We start from the raw sequence: 25,388 nt of genomic DNA on the forward strand, positions 1-25,388 counted from the left end.
CATATCTACCCAATACCCCATTTTTTCGGTCAAATCATTCCATACATCAGTATAACGCATTACGGTTTTTTTGCACGCTTCGTTATATTCTTCAACTGTAATTGATTTTCCGATATCTTCTTTGGTAATTCCAAGTGCTGCTTCGGTACCTAATTCTACAGGTAAACCGTGTGTATCCCAGCCGGCTTTACGCTTTACTTGAAATCCTTTTTGAGTTTTATATCTGCAAAAAATATCTTTAATAGCACGTGCCATTACGTGGTGAATTCCCGGTAATCCATTAGCTGAAGGTGGCCCTTCAAAAAACACGAATGGTTCAGCGCCTTCGCGAGTGGTTACACTCTTTTCAAATATATTTTCTTTCTTCCAAAAATCAAGAACTTCTGACGCCACTGTTGGTAAGTCAAGTCCTTTGTATTCAGTAAATTTTGTGCTCATTTTGTCCTTTTCTTAAACGAGGTGCGAAAGTAATAAATTTATGTCGAAAGTCGAAAGTCAGAAGCCAAAAGTTACAGTTTACTGTTCTATATTGCTACAAATATTTGATTTGAATCAAAAAGGAACAGTGAAGCAAGTAAAATACCTACTAATACTTTAAGAATATCAAATTACTGACAAATTCTAAATCGACCTTAATTTCATTAAGTTATTGATCTGTTCCGATAAAAAAATTCGATTAAATTTTCACTTTTTTAGTTATGAAGGGTAGCTTATAATCTAAGAATCATGCAAATTTTTCTTTTTTACTACTGATCCTTAATTAGTTAAAATTAAAAGAAATGAATTGCTTTAAAAAACAGATTAGGCTTTATGTTTTTTGTCAAAAATTCTTGTTAATTAAAATTTAAAATATAACTTTACCCCAATTTATAACCCCCATTAATATGAAAACAAAATTACTTTTATTAGCCTTATTAACTGTAGGCTTTGCTCAATCTCAAAATCTTATTCAAAACGGTGGTTTTGAATCATTTACAGGAACTACTCCTGATTCATGGACAATACTAAATGGTACTACTTCTAAAGAAGAAACTATTAAAAATGAAGGAACTTCAAGTTTTAAAGGATTAACAGTAGGAGATTTAAACATTGGTATGATGCCAAGTTTACAATTCAAACAGGAATTTACTTTAACAAACACAGATGAATACACGCTGTCTTTTGATTATTTTATACCTGCAGGAGGTTCATTCAACATCAGCAATTTTTCTTATGAGATCAAAAAAGTAACATCTGACGTACTTTTTTTTGATGTTCAGGAAATGGTTACCAAAGAATTTGGGATATGGAAAACCGTGACAAAAGACTTTAAAGCATTAACGTTTACGGCTCCAACAACATCAGCAACAATAGCTCTTTATTTTACAGCAGGCTCACAAGTTGACGGAAAGACTATTTATTTTGACAATGTAGTGATTGCAAAGAAAAGTACTTTAGGAACAGCTGATTTTAACAAAAAAAGCTCACCTATTGCAGTTGTTACTAAAAATGAAATAAAATTAAATAATGAGTACAAAGATTCCTCATATACAATTTATTCTATCGATGGTAAAGCAGTAAAAAGAGGTAAAAACAACTCTTCTGACATTATTGAAATTTCAGGATTAAACAAAGGAGTTTATCTTTTAAAATTAAGTGATGCAAGCAGTTCTGTTAAATTTATAAAACAATAACCGTTTGAATTTCTAATAAAAAAAGGTGGTGAATTTAAAACTAAATTCACCACCTTTTTTGTTTTCATTTATAAATAAAAACACAATAAATTTAAGAAAAAACCTCTTTTAGAACATCCAAGGATTTTGGTCTTTTAAATCCATCAAGGTGAAAACTGTAATAATCTATTAAAATTTTAAGCAATATTTGTCTTTCGATAACATGAAAAACTTTTTGACTATTATCAAATTTCAAATCAATTAGTTTTTTGAACAAATTAGTTTCATGTTCCGTTAGAGAACTAACAGCATGAAAAGGATTAAAAATGCCTTCGATCATTTCAAAAAAAGGCTTATCTATATCTGAAGTATCAGGATAAAAGCCAAGATATTTAGTTGCTTCCAGCATTAAAATCAAATGAAAATTGGAAATTTCATCGTGTTCATCTAACCATTGCAAAGCCGTTTCAAGAAAAGTAAACAGCGATTCGTTCTTTTCTTCTTCATGTATCGAATGGTGTAAAATTTCGGAGAGAAATAAAACCATCGTACTTTTAAAAATATCTGAATGTATAGAATGAAAAGGGGAAGCAATTTTTATTTCTTTGAAATTCTCAAGAGTTCCTTTGTTTTTATGAACCGCTTCAATTTCGATAATCGTTAAAGGTTGAAAATAAGCCATTTTTGAACTCCCTTTTCTGGTAGAAAAAGCATCCCGCACAATGTATGATTTCAAGCCATTTGAAAGTGTAAAACATTTTACAATCAAGCTTTTCTCTTGAAATTTTAAAGCCGAAATGACGATTGCTTTGGTTTTGACTAGCACTTTTAATTAAAAATTAAATTTCTTCTTTAGGTTATCTAATAATCATCACTTTTTTGACTTTCGTTTCACTACCATCTTGAGCCGATATAAAAATCATGTATACTCCAGAAGCCACTTTGTATTTGCCAAAAGCGGTGGTGTCCCATTCTAAAGTTCCGCCTTCGGTGGTATCTTCAAAAACTAAATTACCTGCAACATCAGTAATTTTTACATTAGCTTTATTGAGCAATCCGTTTATTTTTACGGTTCCTGTATACTCTGGGCGAACAGGATTTGGATAAACATATACATTATTAAGATTTTCGTTAGCTGATGTAGCAATTCCTTTGAACGAAATCAACCCTTTGGAAGTTGCTATAAAAACTTCGCCGGTAGCACCATTGATACTAATGTCGTTTATAAAATTACTAGGCAAAGGCGAATTGTCTGTGGTAAAATGGTACTTGGTTTGCTGACCATCGGCAGATACCAAAAAAACACCAGCATCTACTGTTCCAATCCATTTTTCATTGGCGCCATTTACTTTAATAGAGGTTATAAATTGTTCATAAAGTAATTCTTGTGCCTGATCATCTTCAATAATAACTATATTGTCGGTTGTCAACTTTGGTTCGCTCAGAAAATCATTTACATTGCGTAAAATTCGCAACCCTTTTGAAGTTCCAATCCACAGTTGATTTTTAGTATCTACAGCACTTGTTCTTACATCAGAAGATGGTAAATTTCCTTGATCTGGTCCAAACGTTATTTTTTTAAATGTATTATTACTTTCATTAAATCCAATAATTCCGTCGGTGTTTGTAGAAATCCATTTCGTGTTATTTTTATCAATAACAATATTCCCGTAACTTGTGTCTTCGGCTTTATTTAAAATTGATTTCATCGAATAGCTTTGCCATTGATTATTTGGTTTTAAAACTTTTAAACCATTATTTATTAGACTATTGGTGATCCAAAGGTTTCCAGATTTATCGAATGCTGTTCCGTTAATACGGACATCAATATAATTTGGGCCTACAAAAGTTAAGGTTTCTAAACCACTATTTTTTTCATTGTATAAAAAAGTCGGAACATCATTTTCAATTTTTAATAAACCAGAGTAGAATGAACTGGCATATATATCTTTTTCATTAGCTGGATTTACCGTTATTTTTGATATTGATTTGACACCGTAGTTAGGTGTTACACCTTCTGCTTTTATTAGATCAGAATATGGAATATTTAACCATCCAGATGTTGTTGTGTATTTGCTAATTCCTAATTCATCTAATGGATATGGGTTATAATAAATCGAATAATTACCATACACTGCCCACAATTGTGTTGGTGTAACTTGCATCGCAAAAATATTATTCAGTAGAGGTCCCGTTGGTGTTATATTTTCAAATGTTGAACCATTTGAAAACGTTGTTGTATACAAACCGTTTTGGGTAGTGCCAATAAAAATAGTATTATCAATTATAGTTGCGCAACTAAAAGTAGAATTCATTTCTTTAATTTGATCTTTGTTTATTTGACGCTGTAATACCATTTGTTTGTTAAAAATATAAATACTATTAGGCGTTGTTGCAATCAAATAATCCGATGTGGCTCTAAAATTTACTGCCGATTCTGACAATTGCAATAAACCATTAAAAGCATTGGAATTTGTATCGTATTTATAAATGTAACCCGATGTGTTTATAGCGTACAAATCTGTTCCCAAAGAAGTGATTCCGAACCAATTTCCTGTAGTGGCAACTTGCCATTGTTTATAATCAATTAAATTAGGATTGGTAATATCGCCTTTTCGAATACCATTTGAAGTGGCTGCATAAATAAAACCATTGTGGATGGCTGTTTGAGAAACTTTGATTTGTGCTCCATTATCGCCAATAAAATAAGTGTCTCCAAATTTTGACGTAGCCAAGTTGAATTGTACAACTCCAAAATCTGTAGAGACGTAAATAATTCCATTATATTCCATGAAATTATTAATACGTTTAATGTCACCTGGTAAATTTTTATTGATGATATCTACAACTTTGAGTATAGATCCGTCCTTTTCATTTTTTACCGTTAATAAACCGTTTTGATATCCGATAATTGTTTTATTAAATGTTGGGCTGTAATATAATGATGTAATAGTTTCACCCGAAAGCCCATCGATGGTTGTGGTAGTTTTGAGGATATTGGTGCTGTTGTCTTTTGTGAATAAAGCATTTTCGGAAGCGGCAAAAATGTTTTTTGGAGATTCGGAAACGGCTTTTATTTGTGTGTACGAGAAATAACCTTGCCAAGTCAGATTGCTTTGTGCAAAATTGCTTTGCATCACGAATAAAAAAAGTAAATATTGGAGCCTTTTTTTCATTTAATATTAATTGATTCACAAATATAGTACAAAGGAAAGAAATAAGGATTTTGTGTTATAACAATATGTTCTTTTGACCCCTTTTTGTCCCGCGAAAGGGATAGCAGCAAGCTACCGAAGTAGCGCGAATAGCCCGACCGCCACTAGAGGAAAGGGCGTATAGCCGCAAAGAGAATTGCCCTTTTCTCTAGTGGGGGTTTCGCCCAAATTATCTTAATTGTAAACAATAACGTTGTAATTCAGGATGCTGAGGTTCCATTTAGTTTGATAAGTTGTTTTTGAATATCTTTGCTGATCATTTTAAATAGAGACGACTTTGCAGTATTTTAATTTTATAGGTTGGTATAAAGCCAAGGGCAAATACAAAAAAAACTATCGCGATGCCAAAGCATCATATTTGCTCAGAATTCGTTTTGCGGTGTCGATGTTTTATTTTGCTATGGGATTGTGTTTTGCAACTTGGGCAAGCCGAATTCCGACTATAAAATCAACTCTGAATTTGGGTGATGGACAATTAGGAACAATTCTTTTTGCTTTGCCCCTTGGGCAGTTAACGATGATGTATTTTTCGGGAAAACTAGTGACTCGTTTTGGTAGCAATCGAATTTTGCCTTTTGCAATTTCGATGTATGCTATTAGTTTGACGAACTTAGGTTTGGCTCAAAATGCTTGGCAATTGGCTCTTGGATTGTATTGTTTTGGAATTTTTGGTAACTTGACGAATATTTCTGTAAACACTCAGGGTATTTATACTGAAGGACTTTTTAAGCGAACCATCATGTCATCGTTTCATGGGATGTGGAGTTTGGCTGGATTTACAGGAGCGTTGGTGGGATTAGGACTATTGGCATTGAAATTGACTACCTATACACATTTTTTGATTGTGGCTTTCATTGCTTTTTCATTGATTGGTTTTAATTTTAAATTCTTAATTAAGGCTAAAGAAAACATTAAAACAGAGAAACCCAAAGGCTTTAGAAAACCTGATAAAACTTTGGTTTTACTTGGGGTTATTGGTTTTTGTAGTATGGCTAGTGAGGGAATTATGTTTGACTGGAGCGGAGTATTTTTTAAAGATATTGTCAAAGCGCCTGGAGCTTTAATAATTTTAGGATACACATCGTTTATGATTATGATGGCTAGCGGTCGTTTTTTTGGAGATAAATTAATCAATAGATATGGACGAAAAACAGTAATGAAAATCAGCGGTATTATGATTTCATCTGGTTTTTTTACTGCGGTTGCATTGCCGTATATCATTCCTTCTATGCTTGCTTTTATGGTTATAGGGTTGGGAGTTTCTACGGTGGTTCCTACTTTATATAGTATTGCTGGGAAACATCCAACAATTCCGACTGGTGAAGCTTTAACAACTGTTTCAAGTGTAAGTTTCCTCGGTTTCTTGATGGGACCTCCTGTTATTGGTCATATTGCAGAATTGCTAAGTCTGCGTTTTTCATTTGCCTTTATTGGAATTTTCGGTTTTTTAATTGCTTTTATGGTTGGGCGTATAAAAGCGATTAGAGAATAATCACAAAAAATAAGTATTTACTTCTTTTTTAAAATAGTTTTTTTCTTATGTTTGTTTTTGATGTAATCTAATAAGTGTTTCTATTGGATTAAAATTCAAAATACCACAAACATAATAATCGTATTTTTTTCCAAAACTTTTTTATCCTTTTAAACAAATTTAATCACTGAATTGGTTGTGTTTTGTCATGACCTATTTCATTTTGTTTTTAAAAATAAGTATGAGGAAATTTTTACTTGGAGTATTATTTTTATTGAAATTAACTTTTGTCTTCTCCCAAATACCAACTGGTGTTAAAGGAAAAATCATTGATTCTAAAACTCAAAAACCATTAGAAAATGTTGTAGTCACAATTGAAAATACTCAATTGATGCAGCTTACATCCAGTGATGGTGTTTTTGGTTTTTATGCTGTAATTTCAGGAAAACAATTGCTGCTTTTACACAGTCAAGGCTTTAAGGATATTTTATTGCCTATTGTGGTAATCAAAGATCAGATGGTGGATTTGGGAGTGATTTCGCTGCAAGATGATCAAATCATCGAACAACAAACAGGTTTAATTACTCTTTTTGAAAATGATTTATCAGATGACAGTAGCGGTTCCGAAAGTACTTCTGGACTTTTGCAATCTTCTAGAGATGCATTTCAGCAAGCCGCTGCTTTCAATTGGGGACAGGCTCGTTTTCGAATTCGTGGATTGGATAGTCAATATGCAACTACAACAATTAATGGCGTTACGATGAACAAACTCTTTGATGGACGACCACAATGGGGAGATTGGAGCGGCTTGAATAATGCGATTCGGAATCAGGAATTTACAGTTGGTTCTTTTCCCTCAGATTATGCTTTCGGAGGAATTTTGGGAACTCAGCAAATCAATACTCGCGCTTCAATTTACAGACCAGGAACGATACTTACTTTTTCGGGAACAAATACTAATTATTCATGGCGAATGACAGGAAGTTATGCTTCTGGAATGAATAATAAAGGATGGGCATTCGTAATTTCGGCAGGAACGAGATGGGCAGACGAAGGTTATTTTGACGGAACAAATTATAAAGCGTTTGCAGGTTTTATTAGTGTGGAAAAAAAAATAAACGACCATCATTCACTGAATTTCTCTGGATTTTATACACCGAATTCAAGGGCTAAAAATTCCCCAAATACAACCGAAGTTACGCAGTTGACAAATGAAAAATATAACTCTTATTGGGGTTGGCAAGACGGTAAAAAACGAAATTCAAGAATAAAAACTATCGAAGAACCTATCTTGATGTTGAATCATTATTTTGTTATAAATGAAGTTTCTAATTTAAATTCCAGCATGACTTATCAATTTGGAAAAATCACAAACAGTAACATTGATTATCAAAATGTGAACAGTCCAGATCCAACATATTATCGGAAAATGCCAAGTTATTACAGTTCTCTTTATGCAAAAGACGATGGAGAATTTTCGGGAGAATTCACACCCGACTTTGAAAATGCCGAAAAAAGCAAAGAGCAATTTTTGACTAATAACCAAATCGATTGGAACGATTTATATTTTGCTAATCAATTGCCAGTTTTGGATGCCAATGGGAATGTAATAAGTTTTGCTCCAAGCAAAAGTCATTATGTTCTTTACGAAGATCGAACTGATGACCGAACATTAACGGCTAATACTACTTTTAATACACAAATAAGTGACAACCTATATTTGACAGCTGGTGGTTTTTTCAGCACTTTGAAATCACATAATTATCAACAATTAACAGATTTATTAGGAGGCTTGTATTTTGATGATATTGATGTTTTTTATAATGGAGAACAGGCACAATCTGATCTGAATCATCCAGATAGACAAGTTGGAGAAGGAGATATTTACGGTTACAATTTCAATTATTTGGCTAACACTTTAAACCTTTTTACCAACTTTAAATTTACGTACGACAAGGTTGATTTTTATTTGGCACAAAATTTTATAAGTACCAATTATCAGAGAGAAGGTTTGTATCAGAACGGAATTTATCCAACTAATTCTTTTGGTAAAAGCGACAAAATTCATTTTGATAATTTTGGCTTCAAAGGAGGAATATTGTTCAAAATTTCAGGAAGACAACAACTGAATTTTAATGGTGCATATCTTTCGAATCCTCCGACAATCAGAAATACATTTCCTAATTCACGTTTAAATAATTCGGTGGTTACAGGTTTAGAAAGTGAAACCATTACTAGTTTGGATGCGAGTTATTTTTATCGAACTCCAAAATGGCAAACCCGCCTTACATTTTTTTATACAACCATAAAAAATGCTACGCAAACTTCATTCTTTTATGCCGAAGGAATTTTTGATGATGGGGCAGGTTATGCGAATACCGATGCATTTGTAAGCCAAACATTAACACATTTGAATAAACAAAATTTGGGTGCTGAATTTAGTTTTCAATACCAATTTAGCACTACAATAATGACCAATTTTTCGGCTGGTTACGGTCAGTATATTTATGCGAGTAATCCAAATGTTACCATAACCAATGATGCTCAGGCTACGATCGAAAATTCCAATCCAGTTTTTGATTTTGGAACAGCAACTTTAAAAAATTATCATCAAGCCGGAATGCCGCAACAAGCATTTGCTTTAGGAATCGAATATAGAGACCCAAAATATTGGTGGATTGGTGCCAATATAAATTACTTGACCAACAGTTTTATTGATATTTCTCCAATTTCCAGAACAGAGGCCTTTTATAAAAATCCTTCGACTGGTTTTAATTTCCCTGAAGCTTCAGAGGAAAGAGCCAGAGAGTTATTAACACAAGAAAAATTTGAGCCTGCTACTTTGTTAAACATTTCTGGAGGAAAATCTTGGAAAATAAAAGGAACGAATATTGGACTTTTTGCTTCTCTAAATAACGTTTTGGATTTAGTGTATAAAACTGGAGGATATGAACAAGCCAGAAATGCCAATTTTAGACAACTCAATCAGGATGTTTCTAGCGGTACTCCCAATTTTGGTAATAAATATTTTTATGGATATGGGAGAACGTATTTTGTAAACCTATATATCAATTTATAATTTTAAAATTTTGAAGATGAAGATAAAAATTGCAAGTATTTTGATAGGATTCGCAATGATTTTAGGAAGTTGCGCAGAAGAATTTAGTGTTCCAAAATTGACCTGTACTCAACCTGATTTGAAAGTTAATCGTACTGTTGAAGAGGTTAGAGCAAGTACCAGTTCGATAGTAACTCAATACAAATATGACGATGTTATTGAAGCTTATGTTATTTCAAGTGATGAAGGAGGGAACTTTTTTAAGACAATTTCGTTTCAAACTTTGGCGACAAGCACAACTCCGTCAATTGGATTTAGCACTCCCATAGATGTATCCAATACCTATTTAGATTTTAGAATTGGGAATAAAGTCTATATCAAAATGAAAAATCAATATACTGATATTTACTATGGCGGAATGCGAATTGGAGATATTTATGTTAATGCTTATAATGAAGGTGGCGTTGGCCGAATTTCTCCTAATGATTATAAAAACATATTGAATTCTTCCTGTGCTATAATTGATGAAAGCCAATTGGTCGAAAAAATTTCTGTCGAAAAAGCATTGAATGATTCGAAGCTGAACACTCTAATTGAATTGAAAGATGTTGAGTTTACAGAAGATGCGGTAGGGAGACATTATTATGAAGAATCGAATGATATCGGAGGTGCTACAAACTGGAATTTACGGGACAAAATGGGTAATCAAATTATTTTTAGAACGAGTAGTTATGCTGATTTTGCTAGTCATTTGGTGCCAGAAGAAAGCGGAAATATTCGTGGTATTTTGACAAAATTTGGTTCCGATTATCAGCTGATGGTTCGATCCGAGAAAGATATTGTAATGACAGGAAGCAGAAATGTTCCCTTTTTTGCAGAAGATTTTCAGTCAGTAAAAAATAATGTGAATTTTGCATTGCCTGGTTGGAGCAATATTGTCGAAAAAGCTACGAAGCTATGGAAAAGCATTGTTTATAATGGTAATGGCTATGCCGAGTTTAACACAACGAGTACCACGGCTGCTGTGAATATCGCCTGGTTAGTTTCTCCTAAAATCAATTTGAAAGATTATAAAAATGCGGTATTGTCTTTCAGAAGCGCACAACATGACCTGAAACTTGATTCTCCTCTTAATACATTAGAAGTGTACGTCTCCGCCAATTTTGACGGCTCAAATATTTCAAAGGCAAAATGGACAAAATTAAATGCAAAAGTTCCGTCCTTGTCTACTCCTGTCCGTGAATTTATCAGTTCAGGAGGTATTGATTTGTCTGCTTACACAGGTAATATTAACATCGCTTTCAAATACATCGGTTCCGGAAAAGACAAAACTTTAAACGGTGCTTTTATGATTGACGATATCAAGATTTTTGGAGAAAAATAGTAAACACAGACTCCACAATTTTCATAGATTAAATTGTGGAATCCGTGTTTAAAAGTTAGTCTCGATTTGTAAACCTTCTTATTTCTTATTTTCAATAATGCTAATAGCATAACCACCACCAGAAGCACTCAATTGTGAAAGTTTGGACTTACTGGTTAATTCAATTTTTCGAATCGTATAAGCTTGTGGATTTGTTTTGTAATTTGCATCTTTTGCGTCGGCATAAATAGTTGCGGTGTATTTTTTTCCTTTTTCTAAAAATGCAAAATTAATAGTTGAGGTGCGGGCATCATATCCGTTTACATTTCCAACAAACCAATTGTTAGTACCTTTTGCTTTTCGAGCCACAGTTATGTATTGTCCCGGTTCAGCTTCTAAGTAGTGGCTTTCACTCCAATCTACAGCCACATCTTTTATAAATTGGAACGCATCCGAAAACTTGTTGTAATGCTCTGGAAAATCGGCGGCCATTTGCAATGGGCTGTAGAGCGTTACATACAGAGCCAATTGATTAGCAATCGTACTGTTTACGTGTGATTTATTACTGGGACTGAATTTGTTCAAATCCATTTCAAAAATTCCGGGAGTGTAATCCATTGGACCGCCTATTAATCGGGTAAAAGGCAACAATGTAACATGGTTTGGTTTTGATCCTCCAAAAGCCTGATATTCTGTTCCTCTGGCTGCTTCATTACCAATAAGATTTGGATAGGTTCTGCAAATTCCTGTTGGACGAACGGCCTCGTGAGCATTTACCATAATTTTATAATCTGCTGCTTTTTCTATCGCATATTGGTAGTGATTAACCATGAATTGGTTATAATGATTATTGCCGTAAGATATTATATCACCCACATAACCACTTTTTACAGCATCGTATCCATTGTCTTTCATGAATTGATACGCTTTGTCCATGTGTCGCTCGTAATTGCGAACCGAACCTGATGTTTCATGATGCATAATCATCTTTATGCCTTTGGATTTGGCATATTCTTGCAGCCCTTTTACGTCAAAATCAGGATAAGGAGTCACAAAATCAAAAACGTAATCTTTGTAATGACCAAACCAATCTTCCCAACCTTCGTTCCAGCCTTCGACCAAAACAGCATCAAAACCATTTGCGGAAGCGAAATCAATATATTTTTTCACATTTGCATTATTGGCTCCATGAGTGGCATTTGGTTTTGCTTTAGAATAATCAGTAACACCTAATTGTACTGATGGGAATTCGTCAGTATACGACCATGTGCTTTTTCCGGAAATCATTTCCCACCAAACACCAACATATTTCACTGGTTTGATCCATGAAGTATCTTCGATTTTACAAGGATCATTTAAATTCAAGGTCATTTTGGATGCTAATATTTCTCTAGCATCATCACTCACCATGATGGTACGCCAAGGCGAATGTGCTGGTGCCTGAATGTATCCTTTGTTCCCTTTTTCATCTGGAGTTAACCAGGATTCGAATATCAAATTTTTATCATCCAAATTTAAGTGCATACATGAATAATTTATTAATGCAGCTTCATGTAAATTGATATATAAACCATCCTTTGTTTTCAACATAAGCGATGTTTGTACCCCCGTTGTTGAAAAAGAGCTTTGTGATAGATTTGCTGTTTTTGCTTTTTCAGAAAGGCCTCTGATTTCAGATAATTTCGAAGTAGTGTAATCGTATTCTTGAGTGTCATAATCTCCAGGAATCCAAAAAGCGGTATGATCTCCTGTCATTGCAAATTGTGTTCTTTCTTCTTTTATAACAAAATAGACAAGATTTTTTTGAGCTGGAAATTCATATCGAAAACCTAAACCATCATTAAATAAACGAAAACGAATGATGATTTGTCTGTCAGTTCCTTTTTGATTTAACGTTACTGCTAGTTCGTTATATTGATTACGGATGGATTCTACCTCGCCCCAAACTGGCTTCCAAGTTTCATCAAATGTAGTTGTTTTACTGTCAATTAAACTGAAATCATTTAATAGAGATTTTGTATCTTTTTTAAGTTCGAGTCCCAATTTACTTGGCTTTATAACGGTTTTGTCTTTATAAGTTAGACTGTAAGTTGGAGTTCCGTCATTTAATAACTCAAACCCCATCGTTAACTTGCCATTAGGCGATTTTAACTGTTGTGAATTGGCATATTGTAATGCTATAAAATAAAATAAAGCCGTATAAAGTATGTTTTTCATTCTGCAGAATTTATATTAATTTTTATTTCGAATATTTTATGAACCAATTTCGAATTGATAACTTTAATAGTGTTGGCAATTTTTCGGAAATTATACTTTTGTTTCTTAAAAAGTAATTTGGGAAAAATAAATTCTTTTAAAATTACAAAATAAAATGAAAAACCGCCTTGAATCTTTACGAAACAAGACGGTTTATAATTTGTTGTACTAAAATTTATTCTATTTCAGAAATTCTTAAAGTATTCACCATACCTTTTTCTACAATTGGCATAGCTGCAAGATTGATCAAGAAATCTCCTTTTTTCACAAATCCTTTTTCTTTCACAATATTATTTACGTCAGTAACGGTATCATCTGTACTAACTGATTTTTCATAGAAAAAAGACTTTACTCCCCATAATAAATTAAGTTGAGTGATGATTCTTTTGTTTGAAGTAAATACTAAAATATGTGCAGAAGGTCTCCAAGCAGAAATTTGGAATGCTGTATAACCACTGTTTGTTAATGTGCAAATTGCTTTTGCTTTAATAACATTGGCGATACTAGCAGCATTTTGACAAATTGTTTTAGTTATAAAACGGCTTGTTCTTACTTGAGGAGAATTTTGAGGAACTTGAATAAGTGGAGAATCTTCAACAGCTTCAAGTATTTGAGTCATTTTTTTGATAACTTGTACTGGATAATTTCCTGTAGCAGTCTCACCAGAAAGCATTACAGCATCTGCACCATCCATAACTGAGTTTGCAACGTCATTTACCTCCGCACGAGTTGGAGTCAAACTAGTAATCATAGTCTCCATCATTTGTGTTGCTACAATTACAGGAATTCTAGCTGTTTTTGCTCTGCGAATTAATTCTTTTTGAACTAATGGTACTTCGTGAGCAGGTAACTCAACACCTAGGTCACCTCTTGCAACCATTAAAGCATCACAATAAGCAACAATTCTATCCATGTTTTCTAATGCCTCAGGCATTTCGATTTTGGCAATAATTGGAATTTTGTATTCTGAGTGTTTTGCAATCAACTCTTGTAAATCTTGTAAATCTCTTGGAGTTTTTACAAATGAAAGAGCGATCCAGTCTAATTTCTGTTCTATTGCAAAAATCGCATCAGCAATGTCTTTTTCTGTCATTGCAGGTAATGAAATTTTAGTGTTTGGTAAATTTACCCCTTTCTTAGATTTCAATTCACCACCTTGAATAACTTTGGCAACAACCTCTGATTTTTTATCTGTGGAAACAATTTCAAAAATTAATTTTCCATCGTCAAGTAGGATTCTTTCACCAGGATTGACATCATTTGGGAAGTTTTGGTATTTCATAAATACCTTTTTAGAAGTACCTATTATATCTTCTGCAGTTGTAAAAGTAATCAAATCGCCATCGTTAACAACAACTCCGTCTTCCATTACGCCAACGCGAAGTTTAGGTCCTTGTAAATCTCCAAGAATTCCAGTAGTGTAGCCAAATTCTTCATTTATACCGCGGATAATGTTAATTTTGTTTTTAACATCTTCATAATCAGCATGAGAAAAATTCACTCTAAATACATTTACACCTGCCTCGATCATGTCCTTAATAACTTCTCTTGTACTACATGCAGGCCCAAGTGTGGCTACAATTTTGGTTTTTTTATTTGTAAGCATTTCTATTAAAAAATTAAATTGTTTTTAGATTTTATCTTATTTATATCAACAGTATAGTTGGTTGCAATTTGATCTATTGAATTCAAAGCATATTGAATTTTCAATAGAATATCGTTGTCTTCCTCACTGTTTTCTATTTTAAAAAAATAATTTACTTTTTTAAATTCAGGAAGCATATACACTCTTTTAGCAACTTCAATATCTATGTTTGAAAACAAACTTTGATTTTCTTCTTTTTTTTGTTGAATGACTTCACCTATATTTTGTATCAAATCCCAGGAAATATCTTTTTTCTTGTCATAATAATGAAATCTAGAAAAATGAACCTCACCTTCTTTATCAGCAATTTGAATTTCTTTGATAGATTTTTTTAGGTTTAAATCAAGTTTTTGATTAATAAAATATGCCAAACGATAATCTTCTAATGTGGTATGAATTGCGATAAGATCATAATCTATTTCGTTGAATTCACCAAAATCCAATTTATGAATTGCCATATTATTAATAAAATAAGATGTAAATATAATATTTCTAAATCACTAAAAGGAAGCTTTATGATTGAGATTATGATATTTTATTAACGATAACGATGTAGCATTAATAATCGAATAGCTATTTTCTTTCAATTTTTTCTTGTAAAGCGAAGTATGCACGTTGGGATGCTTTCTCTTCTGCTTTCTTTTTGGAAGTTGCTCTTGCTCTTCCGATGACTTTTTCATCAATACTTAATTTGACTCCAAAAAGACGTTGACCATCAATAGCATTATCTTCAAATATATCGTAATGAAATTGCTTTTTTTCTTTTTGGCACCATTCTATAACAAGACTTTTGTAGCTTATAACTTTACCCTCCAATCGTGTAATATCGACGTATGGTATAATCACTTTTTTTTGAATGAATTTTTCGCAATATTCATATCCTTTATCAAGATAAATGGCACCAATTAAAGATTCGAAAATATTACCATGTATGTTTTCTCCAAAATGGTGGACTGGAACTTTACTTTCTACAAATTCAATAAGATTTAAATCCTTGCCCAATTCATTTAGATGTTCCCTACTGACAATTTTGGAACGCATTTTTGTTAAATATCCTTCGTCTCCAAGCGGAGCTTCATTGAATAAATAGGCAGCAATTACAGAGCTTAGCATAGCGTCACCTAAAAACTCAAGTCTTTCATAATTTATTGGATTTCCTTTTAAATCAATACGATTGGATGAGCGGTGAGTAAAAGCTTTTTGATAAAATTCGAGATTTACTGGTTCAAATCCCAGGATGGATTGAATAGCATCAAAAAAAATCCCGTCTTCTTGAGAACGGGATTTTGAGAATATTTTTTTGAGAAAACGCATTTTATGCTTTGTAATCTAATTTTTTAACCAAAACACATGCATTGTGACCACCAAAACCAAATGTATTACTCATAACTACGTTCATGTCTCTTTTTTGAGCAACATTAAAAGTAAAGTTCAATTTAGGATCAATATTTTCATCATCAGTGAAATGATTGATTGTCGGAGGAACAATTCCGTGTTTCATTGAAAGAATTGCAGAAATAGTTTCAATTGCTCCAGCAGCACCAAGTAAGTGACCTGTCATTGATTTTGTTGAATTCAGATTCATTGTGTAAGCATGTTCGCCAAATACATGAGCAATTGCTTTAGATTCTGCAATATCCCCAAGTGGGGTTGAAGTTCCGTGCATATTTACACCGTCAACATCAGTAGGTTGTAAGCCAGCATCTCTCAAACAATTCAACATTACATTTTTTGCGCCTAATCCTTCTGGATGAGGGGCAGTAATGTGATGAGCATCAGCAGACATTCCGCCACCACCAATTTCACAATATATTTTAGCGCCACGCGCAACAGCGTGTTCGTATTCTTCTAATATTAATGCTCCGGCACCTTCTCCAAGAACAAAACCTTCTCTGTCTTTGTCCATTGGTCGTGAAGCTGTTTTTGGATCATCGTTTCTGGTTGATAAAGCATGCATGGCATTGAAACCACCCATACCTGCAATAGTTACTGCGGCTTCAGAACCTCCTGTAACCATTACATCTGCATGTCCTAATCGGATATAATTAAAAGCATCAATGATAGCATTCGTAGATGAAGCACAAGCGGAAACAGTTCCAAAGTTTGGCCCTCTAAATCCGTATTTTATAGAAATATGACCACAAGCAATATCTCCAATCATTTTTGGAATAAAGAAAGGATTGAATTTTGGTGTTCCATCGCCTGCAGCATAATTCAGAACTTCAATTTGGAAAGTTTCTAAACCTCCAATACCTGATCCCCAAATAATACCAGCACGATCTTTATCAATTTTATCTAAATCAAAATTAGCGTCTTTCATTGCCTCTTCTGAAGATACCATTGCATATTGTGCATATCGATCCATTTTACGAGCTTCTTTTCTGTCGATAAATTCTTCAACATTAAAGTTTTTTAATTCACATGCAAAATGAGTTCGGAACTTTGAAGCATCAAAATAAGTTATTGGTGCAGCTCCGCTAATTCCGTTAATAAGACCATTCCAATATTCCTGAATGTTATTCCCAATGGGAGTAAGAGCTCCAAGGCCTGTTACAACAACTCTTCTTAAAACCATAAACGTTTTTATTTTTGTTATCTTTTAACAAATAAAACCCATGCTTTCTATACTATAAAAAGTAACTAAAAGAATCATGGGTGTTATTGTAAATATAATTGATTGAAACTCAATCTAAAATTTAATTTTTTGAAATAATAACACCCGATTTAAAATTATAAAATTTTAGTAATCGGGTGTTTAATTATTATTTTTTAGCTTCCTCGATGTAAGAGATAGCTTGACCTACAGTAGCGATGTTTTCTGCTTGATCGTCTGGAATTTGAATATCAAATTCTTTTTCGAATTCCATAATAAGCTCAACAGTGTCTAATGAGTCAGCTCCCAAATCATTAGTGAAGCTTGCTTCTGTTACAACTTCGTTTTCGTCAACACCTAATTTGTCTACGATAATCGCTTTTACTCTTGATGCAATGTCTGACATAATCTTTTAATTTTAGAATTTAATTTGTTGGCAAAAATAAAACAACTTTATTTTAAAACAACTATTTAGTGAATAAATCTATCTACTAAATTATAAAATTTATTTTAACAAAGATTTCTTAAACCTGTTTATTTACGTTTTTTATTCTTTTTTTTGCATAAATTTAAAACAATGAATTATGAAAAGAATACTGATTTTTGCTTCTGGATCGGGGTCTAACGCTGAAAATATTATAAAATATTTTGAAAATAGATCTACTGGAACTGTTGTAGCAGTTTTTTCAAATAATTCTAAAGCAGGTGTTCTAGACAGGGCTAAAAAATTCGGTGTGCCTACTGTAATTTTTTCAAAGGAAGAATTAAACACAGGAAAAGTACTACAAAATGTTTTGGGATTTCAGCCCGATTTGATTGTTCTCGCAGGTTTTTTATTGAAATTTACTGAAGATTTAATCAATGCTTTTCCAAATGCGGTTATTAATATTCATCCCGCGTTATTGCCAAAATTTGGTGGTAAAGGAATGTACGGAATGCATATTCATAAAGCTGTAGTTGAGAATAAAGAAATAGAAACCGGCATCACTATTCATTATGTAAACGAAAATTATGATGAAGGAAATATTGTATTCCAACAAAATGTTGCTCTTTTAGAAACTGATACAGCAGAATCGGTAGCTGAAAAAATTCATGAACTGGAACAAAAACATTTTCCTGAAATAATAGAACAACTTCTAATTTCTAACCTATAATTTCATACTTTGGAATACGATGTACATATATATACCGATGGCGCTGCCAAAGGAAATCCAGGAAATGGCGGCTACGGAGTCGTGATGGAATGGGTTGGGAAGCCTTATAAAAAAGAATTTTATGAGGGTTTTAGACACACTACCAATAACAGAATGGAATTACTAGCAGTTATTGTAGGTTTAGAAAAATTAAAAAAAGAGAATACTTCAGTTCTGGTTATTTCTGATTCTAAATATGTTGTGGATGCAGTACAAAAGAAATGGGTTTTCGGTTGGGAGAAAAAAGGTTTTGCAGGAAAGAAGAATGCTGATTTATGGAAACGGTTTTTGATTGTTTATAGAAAACACCGAGTAGATTTTAAATGGATTAAAGGACACAATAGTCATCCTCAAAACGAACGATGTGATGAATTGGCTGTTATGGCTGCTCTTCAGAAAGAAGTTTCTATAGATGCTTTTTATGAAAAAGAAGATGGAAAAATTTTGTAAAAACTTTGAATACTTCGGCCTTTGCAATATTGCAACTTATGGACTATCTTTGCAGCCTAATTCGAAACTCATATAATGAATAAATTATTGATTGTTGGAACTGTAGCTTTCGACGCAATTGAAACTCCTTTTGGAAAGACAGACAAAATTCTAGGTGGAGCAGCAACTTATATAGGAATATCTGCTTCTTTTTTTAATGTAAAATCTGCCATTGTTTCTGTTGTTGGCGACGATTTTCCTCAAGAATATTTAGATTTATTAACTGCTAGAAACATTGATATTTCTGGAATTGAAGTTGTTAATGGAGGAAAAACTTTCTTCTGGAGCGGATTGTATCATAACGATTTAAATTCAAGAGATACTTTGGTAACAGAACTTAATGTTTTGGCCGATTTCCAACCAAAAGTTCCTCAGGATTTTAAAAATGCCGAAGTGGTGATGCTTGGAAATTTACATCCTTTAGTACAAAGCAGTGTTTTGGATCAAATGGAAACTAAACCAAAATTAGTAGTTCTAGATACTATGAATTTTTGGATGGATTGTGCACTTCCGGAATTATTAGACATCATTAAAAGAGTAGATGTTATTACAATTAATGATGAAGAAGCGCGTCAGCTTTCTGGAGAATATTCATTAGTAAAAGCTGCTGCAAAAATTCATGAGTTGGGACCTAAATATGTTGTAATTAAAAAAGGTGAACATGGAGCTTTGATATTCCATGGAAAAGAAATTTTCTTTGCACCAGCTTTACCATTAGAAGAAGTCTTTGATCCAACTGGAGCAGGTGATACATTTGCAGGAGGATTTTCAGGTTTTATTGCGCAAAGCGAAAATGTTTCATTCGAGAATATGAAAAATGCCATAATTTATGGTTCGAATTTAGCTTCTTTCTGTGTAGAAAAATTTGGAACAGAAAGGATGATTGATTTAGATGAAAAAGAAGTGGTCTCAAGATTAAAACAGTTTAAGTCTTTGACCCAGTTTGATATAGAGTTATAAAGTTTAAGGCCTCAGTTATGAGGCTTTTTTTAATTAGTACAGTTAATATTATAATAAGCGGTGAGATTTTGCCCCCTTTTATTCGAAATACAGATAAAAAAACACCAATAAATACCAACAACTACAAACAACAAAACAATGAGCGACGCTTTAAAACACGAATGTGGAATAGCTTTAGTTAGACTTTTAAAACCTCTTGAATTTTACAAAGAAAAGTACGGAACAGCTTTTTATGGTATCCAAAAAATGTACTTGATGATGGAGAAACAGCATAATCGTGGTCAGGATGGTGCTGGTTTTGCAAGTATCAAAATGGATGTAGAACCAGGGGAAAGATATATTAGCCGTGTTCGTTCAAATCACTCACAGCCTATCATGGATGTTTTCAAACAAATCAATGAGAGGATTAATGAAGTAATGGTCGATCACCCAGAATATGCAGATGATATTAAAGAACTGAAAGCAAATATTCCTTATGTAGGAGAACTGTTTTTAGGACACGTTCGTTACGGTACTTTTGGTAAAAATAGTATCGAAAGTGTGCACCCATTTTTACGTCAAAGTAACTGGATGCACAGAAATTTGATTTTGGCAGGGAATTTTAATATGACTAATGTTAAAGAGCTTTTCCAAAATTTAATTGAATTGGGACAACATCCAAAAGAAATGGCGGACACCGTTACAGTAATGGAAAAAATTGGACATTTCCTTGATAAGGAAGTAATGCAATTATACCAAGATTGTAAAGCTGAGGGATATTCGAAACGAGAAGCCTCTCCTGTTATTGCTGAAAGACTTGATATTGCAAAAATTTTAACGCGTTCTGCTAAAAATTTAGATGGAGGTTACGCAATGGCAGGTCTATTAGGACATGGCGATGCCTTTGTTTTTAGAGATCCGGCAGGAATTCGTCCTGCGTATTATTATCAAGATGATGAAATTGTAGTTGTAGCTTCAGAGAGACCTGTTATTCAAACGGTGTTTAATATTCCATTTGAAAGTGTAAAAGAAATTGATCCGGGGAATGCTTTAATTATCAAGAAGAGCGGGAAAGTTTCGATGAATCAAATCTTAGAACCAACTGTTAAAAAAGCATGTTCTTTTGAAAGAATTTATTTTTCAAGAGGAAGTGATGCTGAAATTTATCAGGAGAGAAAAAATCTTGGAAAATTGATTTTGCCAGCAGTTTTAGAATCTATTGATAATGATACTGATAATACCGTTTTCTCCTATATTCCAAATACTGCAGAAACTTCTTTTTATGGTTTGGTTGAGGCTGCGCAAGATTTCTTAAACCAAAGAAAGAAAAATTATATCCTTCAAAATAAAGATACATTAGACGATAAGTCATTAGAAGAGTTACTTTCTGTAAAAATTAGAACTGAAAAAGTTGCTATTAAAGACGCAAAACTTAGAACATTCATTACAGAAGATAGCAGTAGAGATGACTTAGTCGCTCACGTTTATGATGTGACTTATGGTGTAATCAAGCCAGCAGATAATCTAGTAATCATTGATGATAGTATCGTAAGAGGAACAACTCTTAAAATGAGTATTATCAAAATGATGGATCGATTAAAACCAAAAAGAATTGTAATAGTTTCTTCTGCGCCACAAATTCGCTATCCAGATTGTTATGGTATTGATATGGCAAAATTAGAAGGGTTGGTCGCATTTAGAGCAGCATTACAATTATTAAAAGAAAGAAATTCATATCATATTGTTGATGAAGTTTATGCGAAATGTAAAGCACAGGAAAATTTCCACGATGCAGATGTAATAAACTACGTTACTGCGATATACGAGCCTTTTACTTCACAAGAAATCTCAGATAAAATAGCTGAAATGTTAAGTTCATCAGATATCAATGCAGAGGTAAAGATTATTTTCCAAACAGTAGAAGATTTACACATTGCATGTCCTAAAAATTTAGGAGATTGGTATTTTACAGGAAATTATCCAACTCCTGGAGGTAATCGTGTGGTTAACAGGGCTTTTATTAATTTCTATGAAGGTAATGATGCAAGAGCCTATTAATAAAAAAAATCTGATTATCGGTTTTATATGCAGTTTAACGGATTTATTTTTAAAATCATAAATCTAAATTTATATTCGCAACGCCATAATTTAGTAGGTTAAGTTTATGGTAGATTTGGGGCAAAAAGGGTGAAAGTAACATTTCACCTTTTTTTTTATAAGTATGGTATAATTTTTCAGTTTATATTTTTTTCAATTAAATACATAAACAATAATAAGTTAATCTTACTGAATTTCAATTAATTAATGGTTTAACGATTATATAAGGACTTTATCGAAAATTATTTATGTAAAGTTTTTTTCAATGTATATTTGACTACCATAATTTTTAGTAGGTTAAGTTTATGGTAGATTTGGGGCAAAAAGGGTGAAAGTTTACTTTCACCTTTTTTATTGGAATTAACTTTTTATATTTCAATAAAATATTAAACAATACATTGTTTGTCAACAAAATACTGATCAACGATTTTATTAGGCATTTATCGGAAATAGTTTATATAAAGTATTTTTAAAAGTACATTTGATTACCATAATTTTTAGTAGGTTAAGTTTATGGTAGATTTGGGGCAAAAAGGGTGAAAGTTTTACTTTCACCTTTTTTATTTAATTAAATTTCTATTCTACACTGTTAATTTATTCATAAGAAAACCAACGAAAAAACGACAAAATATATTGATTTACAGCTAATTAGTTGTTTGACGATTTTATTAGGTATTCATCGAAAATAATATATAGATAGACTTTTTCGTTATACATTTGAATACCATAATTTTTAGTAGGTTAAGTTTATGGTAGATTTGGGGCAAAAAGGGTGAAAGTTTACTTTCACCTTTTTTATTTTAGTTAATATCCATTTCTATAATGTTAATTAACTCATAAAAAAAACCAAATAAAAACTATATAAAACATTGGTTTACAGTTAATTAGTTTGTTTAACGATTTTATTAGCGTATTCATCGAGAATAATATTTATATAGATTTTTTCGTTATACATTTGAATACCATAATTTTTAGTAGGTTAAGTTTATGGTAGATTTGGGGCAAAAAGGGTGAAAGTTTACTTTCACCTTTTTTATTGGGATTAACCCAATAAAAAAGGTCGGATGAGCTAAAATGTTCATCCGACCTTTTATTTAAATTCTAAAGCTTAGAAAACTAAACTAAGGAATTTTTAGAAGTCTTTTTATTATTTCTCTAAAGCAAAACGTCTAGAAACTTCAGTCCAATTAATTACATTGAAGAAAGCTTCAATATAATCTGGTCTTCTGTTTTGGTAGTTCAAGTAGTAAGCGTGCTCCCAAACGTCCATTCCTAAGATTGGAGTTCCTTCGCAACCTACTTCAGGCATCAATGGATTGTCTTGATTTGGAGTTCCGCAAACCTCAAGTTTACCTCCTTTTTGTACACATAACCAAGCCCATCCTGAACCAAATTGTGTAGCTCCTGCTTTAGCAAATTTTGCTTTAAATTCTTCAAAAGTACCGAAAGAATTTTCGATAGCTTCCAATAATTCGCCACTTGGTAATCCACCACCATCTGGAGACATTACAGTCCAAAATAAGTTGTGATTGTAAAAACCACCACCATTATTACGAACAGCAGCATTATTTTTATCAAGATTTATCAAGATGTTTTCTATAGTTTTCCCTTCCAAATCTGTTCCTGCGATAGCTGCATTCAAGTTTGTAGTGTAAGCATTGTGATGTTTAGAATGGTGTATTTCCATTGTACGAGCATCAATATGAGGTTCTAATGCGTCATACGCATACGGTAATTGCGGTAATTCAAATGCCATAATATAGTTGTTTAATGATTTATAAAAATTATTCAAATTTAAACATTTAACTTTGGAATTGAAAATTCTATTTTGTTATTATTACATCAAATAAAATGATAGTCTAATTATGACTGTCGTAGATTTGTTTTTTTGGAGCTATTTCCCGCTATCCGTTGCAATCTTTTGAGCCGAACCCCGGCACAAAAGGATTTCCACTTCTATCGGGGCTAGGGCTTTAGGTTTTAACACCATTAATTTTCAAGATATAAATCATACTACTTATTAATATGGAAAGACCATCTTTTGCCATTTATGATGCTTCGGCCGGTTCCGGAAAAACATACGCTCTTGTCAAAGAATATCTGAAAATTATTCTGACAGCTCGTAAAGATGATGCTTACCGAAATATTCTTGCCATTACGTTTACCAATAAAGCGGTACATGAAATGAAAAGCAGAATTGTCGGCAGTTTGTCCGAATTTGCTAAAGACGAGCCGTCAAAAAAGGCACAGGATTTAATGGAAGATCTGGCAATTGATACGAAGCTTTCTATAGCTCAGATTAAATCCAAATCGCAACAAATCATCAAACATATTATTCATAATTATGCCGCTTTTGATATTTCTACGATTGATAAATTCACGCATAAAGTTATTCGTGCTTTTGCCCATGATTTAGGTTTGCCCATGACTTTCGAAGTAACATTAGACGCCGAAGTTCTTTTAACCGAAGCGGTAGATGCTATTATTTCGCAAGCAGGTGAAGATGAAATTTTGACCAAATTACTTATCGATTTCACTATGGAAAAAACCGATGATGATAAATCTTGGGACATTTCACGTGAAATTTTAGAAACTGGTAAATTAGTTCTGAATGAAAATAATCGTAATGAAATAGCTCATTTTCAAAACAAATCAATTAGTGATTTTATTATTGTAAAAGAGAAGTTAGTGCAATCTTGCAAAGACTTAGAACAAATTAACGCAACTTTTGCTAAGGAACTTTTAGAATTAATTGATAAAAATGGAATTGATCTAAAATCATTTTCAAGAGAAACTTTTCCAAATCATCTTAAAAGTATTGCACTTGGGAGATTCAACTCAAAAAATAAAATGTTCCGCGAAGTTGAGGATATAGCTATCAACAAAACCGCAAAAGATAAAGCGTTAATCGAAAATATTATCCCGCATTTGTTGGTAACTCTTGATACAATTTACAAGAACTTCGAAAAACGAAATTTCTATAAAGCTTTTTTAAAAAACATTACTCCTTTATCTTTATTGAATACAGTAAGCAACGAATTGACAAAAATTCAGAGCGAACAAAATGTACTTTCTATCACAGAGTTTAATGCAATTATCCATCGTGAAATTCAAAATCAACCCGCTCCTTTTATATATGAACGATTGGGAGAGCGTTATCGTCATTTTTTTATTGATGAGTTTCAAGATACTTCAGAAATGCAATGGCAAAACCTGATCCCGCTTATTGATAATGCGCTTGCTGGTCAGGATGATTTAGGGCAAAAAGGGACATTAATGATTGTTGGAGATCCAAAGCAATCTATTTACAGATGGCGTGGCGGAAAAGCCGAGCAATTTATTGAGTTAAGTAAAGATCAAAATCCTTTTAGTAACCCTGATAAAAAATTGGAACATTTAGAGAAAAATTATAGAAGT

The 25,388-nt window shown here is 32.7% G+C and carries 19 protein-coding genes; 9 read left to right on the forward strand and 10 right to left on the reverse strand.

Annotation, left to right across the window (positions count from 1 at the left end; translation table 11 throughout):
* A partial coding sequence (locus VLC96_RS12045) for a class I tRNA ligase family protein (protein WP_325263222.1) occupies positions 1 to 438 on the reverse strand: 438 nt, incomplete at its 3' end.
* 446 nt (positions 439 to 884) lie between these two features.
* Here VLC96_RS12045 and VLC96_RS12050 point away from each other — a divergent pair.
* On the forward strand, positions 885 to 1,673 hold the full coding sequence (locus tag VLC96_RS12050; RefSeq protein ID WP_325263224.1) for a T9SS type A sorting domain-containing protein: 789 nt from the start codon (positions 885 to 887) through the stop codon (positions 1,671 to 1,673).
* A gap of 91 nt (positions 1,674 to 1,764) precedes the next feature.
* On the opposite strand, the gene recO is transcribed toward VLC96_RS12050, so the two are convergent.
* On the reverse strand, positions 1,765 to 2,478 hold the full coding sequence (gene recO / locus VLC96_RS12055) for a DNA repair protein RecO (RefSeq protein ID WP_325263226.1): 714 nt from the start codon (positions 2,476 to 2,478) through the stop codon (positions 1,765 to 1,767).
* A gap of 31 nt (positions 2,479 to 2,509) precedes the next feature.
* On the reverse strand, positions 2,510 to 4,828 hold the full coding sequence (gene porZ / locus VLC96_RS12060; protein WP_325263228.1) for a type IX secretion system anionic LPS delivery protein PorZ: 2,319 nt from the start codon (positions 4,826 to 4,828) through the stop codon (positions 2,510 to 2,512).
* A 316-nt stretch (positions 4,829 to 5,144) separates the two neighbouring features.
* Between porZ and VLC96_RS12065 the strand changes: the two genes are divergently transcribed.
* The 3 genes from VLC96_RS12065 to VLC96_RS12075 all read left to right on the forward strand — a co-directional run bounded on the left by VLC96_RS12065 (position 5,145) and on the right by VLC96_RS12075 (position 10,780).
* Positions 5,145 to 6,359, forward strand: a complete 1,215-nt coding sequence (locus VLC96_RS12065; protein ID WP_325263230.1) for an MFS transporter — start codon at positions 5,145 to 5,147, stop codon at positions 6,357 to 6,359.
* Between the two features lie 220 nt (positions 6,360 to 6,579).
* Entirely contained in the window at positions 6,580 to 9,417 is a 2,838-nt protein-coding gene (locus VLC96_RS12070) for a TonB-dependent receptor (protein WP_325263231.1), read from the forward strand.
* Between the two features lie 16 nt (positions 9,418 to 9,433).
* Positions 9,434 to 10,780 carry a DUF5689 domain-containing protein gene (locus tag VLC96_RS12075; protein ID WP_325263232.1) on the forward strand — a complete coding sequence of 449 codons (1,347 nt, stop codon included), beginning with the start codon at positions 9,434 to 9,436 and terminating at the stop codon, positions 10,778 to 10,780.
* A 78-nt stretch (positions 10,781 to 10,858) separates the two neighbouring features.
* On the opposite strand, the gene VLC96_RS12080 is transcribed toward VLC96_RS12075, so the two are convergent.
* The 6 genes from VLC96_RS12080 to VLC96_RS12105 all read right to left on the reverse strand — a co-directional run bounded on the left by VLC96_RS12080 (position 10,859) and on the right by VLC96_RS12105 (position 17,659).
* Positions 10,859 to 12,976 carry a glycoside hydrolase family 97 protein gene (locus VLC96_RS12080; protein ID WP_325263234.1) on the reverse strand — a complete coding sequence of 706 codons (2,118 nt, stop codon included), beginning with the start codon at positions 12,974 to 12,976 and terminating at the stop codon, positions 10,859 to 10,861.
* Between the two features lie 214 nt (positions 12,977 to 13,190).
* Positions 13,191 to 14,621, reverse strand: coding sequence for a pyruvate kinase (gene pyk, locus VLC96_RS12085; RefSeq protein ID WP_325263236.1), 1,431 nt, complete (start codon positions 14,619 to 14,621; stop codon positions 13,191 to 13,193).
* Between the two features lie 5 nt (positions 14,622 to 14,626).
* Positions 14,627 to 15,118 carry an IPExxxVDY family protein gene (locus tag VLC96_RS12090; protein ID WP_325263238.1) on the reverse strand — a complete coding sequence of 164 codons (492 nt, stop codon included), beginning with the start codon at positions 15,116 to 15,118 and terminating at the stop codon, positions 14,627 to 14,629.
* 115 nt (positions 15,119 to 15,233) lie between these two features.
* Positions 15,234 to 15,974, reverse strand: a complete 741-nt coding sequence (gene rnc / locus VLC96_RS12095) for a ribonuclease III (protein WP_325263239.1) — start codon at positions 15,972 to 15,974, stop codon at positions 15,234 to 15,236.
* 1 nt (position 15,975) lies between these two features.
* Positions 15,976 to 17,235, reverse strand: a complete 1,260-nt coding sequence (gene fabF, locus VLC96_RS12100; protein ID WP_325263242.1) for a beta-ketoacyl-ACP synthase II — start codon at positions 17,233 to 17,235, stop codon at positions 15,976 to 15,978.
* A gap of 187 nt (positions 17,236 to 17,422) precedes the next feature.
* Complete coding sequence (locus VLC96_RS12105) at positions 17,423 to 17,659, reverse strand: acyl carrier protein (protein WP_007137004.1); 237 nt, start codon at positions 17,657 to 17,659, stop codon at positions 17,423 to 17,425.
* A 178-nt stretch (positions 17,660 to 17,837) separates the two neighbouring features.
* Between VLC96_RS12105 and purN the strand changes: the two genes are divergently transcribed.
* The 4 genes from purN to VLC96_RS12125 all read left to right on the forward strand — a co-directional run bounded on the left by purN (position 17,838) and on the right by VLC96_RS12125 (position 21,932).
* Positions 17,838 to 18,407 (forward strand): phosphoribosylglycinamide formyltransferase, encoded by a 570-nt coding sequence (gene purN / locus VLC96_RS12110; protein ID WP_325263244.1) that lies wholly within the window; start codon positions 17,838 to 17,840, stop codon positions 18,405 to 18,407.
* Positions 18,408 to 18,416: 9 nt separating this feature from the next.
* Positions 18,417 to 18,896: a ribonuclease HI gene (gene rnhA, locus VLC96_RS12115; protein WP_325263246.1), complete on the forward strand. Its 480-nt coding sequence runs from the start codon at positions 18,417 to 18,419 to the stop codon at positions 18,894 to 18,896.
* A 75-nt stretch (positions 18,897 to 18,971) separates the two neighbouring features.
* Entirely contained in the window at positions 18,972 to 19,895 is a 924-nt protein-coding gene (locus tag VLC96_RS12120) for a PfkB family carbohydrate kinase (RefSeq protein WP_325263248.1), read from the forward strand.
* Between the two features lie 138 nt (positions 19,896 to 20,033).
* Positions 20,034 to 21,932 carry an amidophosphoribosyltransferase gene (locus tag VLC96_RS12125; protein ID WP_325263250.1) on the forward strand — a complete coding sequence of 633 codons (1,899 nt, stop codon included), beginning with the start codon at positions 20,034 to 20,036 and terminating at the stop codon, positions 21,930 to 21,932.
* A gap of 1,186 nt (positions 21,933 to 23,118) precedes the next feature.
* On the opposite strand, the gene VLC96_RS12130 is transcribed toward VLC96_RS12125, so the two are convergent.
* Positions 23,119 to 23,727, reverse strand: a complete 609-nt coding sequence (locus VLC96_RS12130; RefSeq protein WP_325263251.1) for a superoxide dismutase — start codon at positions 23,725 to 23,727, stop codon at positions 23,119 to 23,121.
* A gap of 269 nt (positions 23,728 to 23,996) precedes the next feature.
* Between VLC96_RS12130 and VLC96_RS12135 the strand changes: the two genes are divergently transcribed.
* Positions 23,997 to 25,388, forward strand: a 1,392-nt coding sequence (locus tag VLC96_RS12135; RefSeq protein WP_325263252.1) for a UvrD-helicase domain-containing protein, incomplete at its 3' end; no start/stop codon positions are given.

Source organism: Flavobacterium sp., assembly GCF_035456085.1.
Lineage (GTDB): Bacteria > Bacteroidota > Bacteroidia > Flavobacteriales > Flavobacteriaceae > Flavobacterium.

Coding starts and splice junctions, on each gene's coding strand:
- porZ (WP_325263228.1), bottom strand. CDS start 4,828: ATGAAAAAAAGGCTCCAATATTTACTTTTTTTATTCGTGATGCAAAGC.
- VLC96_RS12130 (WP_325263251.1), bottom strand. CDS start 23,727: ATGGCATTTGAATTACCGCAATTACCGTATGCGTATGACGCATTAGAA.
- fabF (WP_325263242.1), bottom strand. CDS start 17,235: ATGGTTTTAAGAAGAGTTGTTGTAACAGGCCTTGGAGCTCTTACTCCC.
- VLC96_RS12125 (WP_325263250.1), top strand. CDS start 20,034: ATGAGCGACGCTTTAAAACACGAATGTGGAATAGCTTTAGTTAGACTT.
- pyk (WP_325263236.1), bottom strand. CDS start 14,621: ATGCTTACAAATAAAAAAACCAAAATTGTAGCCACACTTGGGCCTGCA.
- VLC96_RS12105 (WP_007137004.1), bottom strand. CDS start 17,659: ATGTCAGACATTGCATCAAGAGTAAAAGCGATTATCGTAGACAAATTA.
- VLC96_RS12070 (WP_325263231.1), top strand. CDS start 6,580: ATGAGGAAATTTTTACTTGGAGTATTATTTTTATTGAAATTAACTTTT.
- VLC96_RS12050 (WP_325263224.1), top strand. CDS start 885: ATGAAAACAAAATTACTTTTATTAGCCTTATTAACTGTAGGCTTTGCT.
- VLC96_RS12120 (WP_325263248.1), top strand. CDS start 18,972: ATGAATAAATTATTGATTGTTGGAACTGTAGCTTTCGACGCAATTGAA.
- purN (WP_325263244.1), top strand. CDS start 17,838: ATGAAAAGAATACTGATTTTTGCTTCTGGATCGGGGTCTAACGCTGAA.
- VLC96_RS12075 (WP_325263232.1), top strand. CDS start 9,434: ATGAAGATAAAAATTGCAAGTATTTTGATAGGATTCGCAATGATTTTA.
- VLC96_RS12080 (WP_325263234.1), bottom strand. CDS start 12,976: ATGAAAAACATACTTTATACGGCTTTATTTTATTTTATAGCATTACAA.
- VLC96_RS12090 (WP_325263238.1), bottom strand. CDS start 15,118: ATGGCAATTCATAAATTGGATTTTGGTGAATTCAACGAAATAGATTAT.
- rnc (WP_325263239.1), bottom strand. CDS start 15,974: ATGCGTTTTCTCAAAAAAATATTCTCAAAATCCCGTTCTCAAGAAGAC.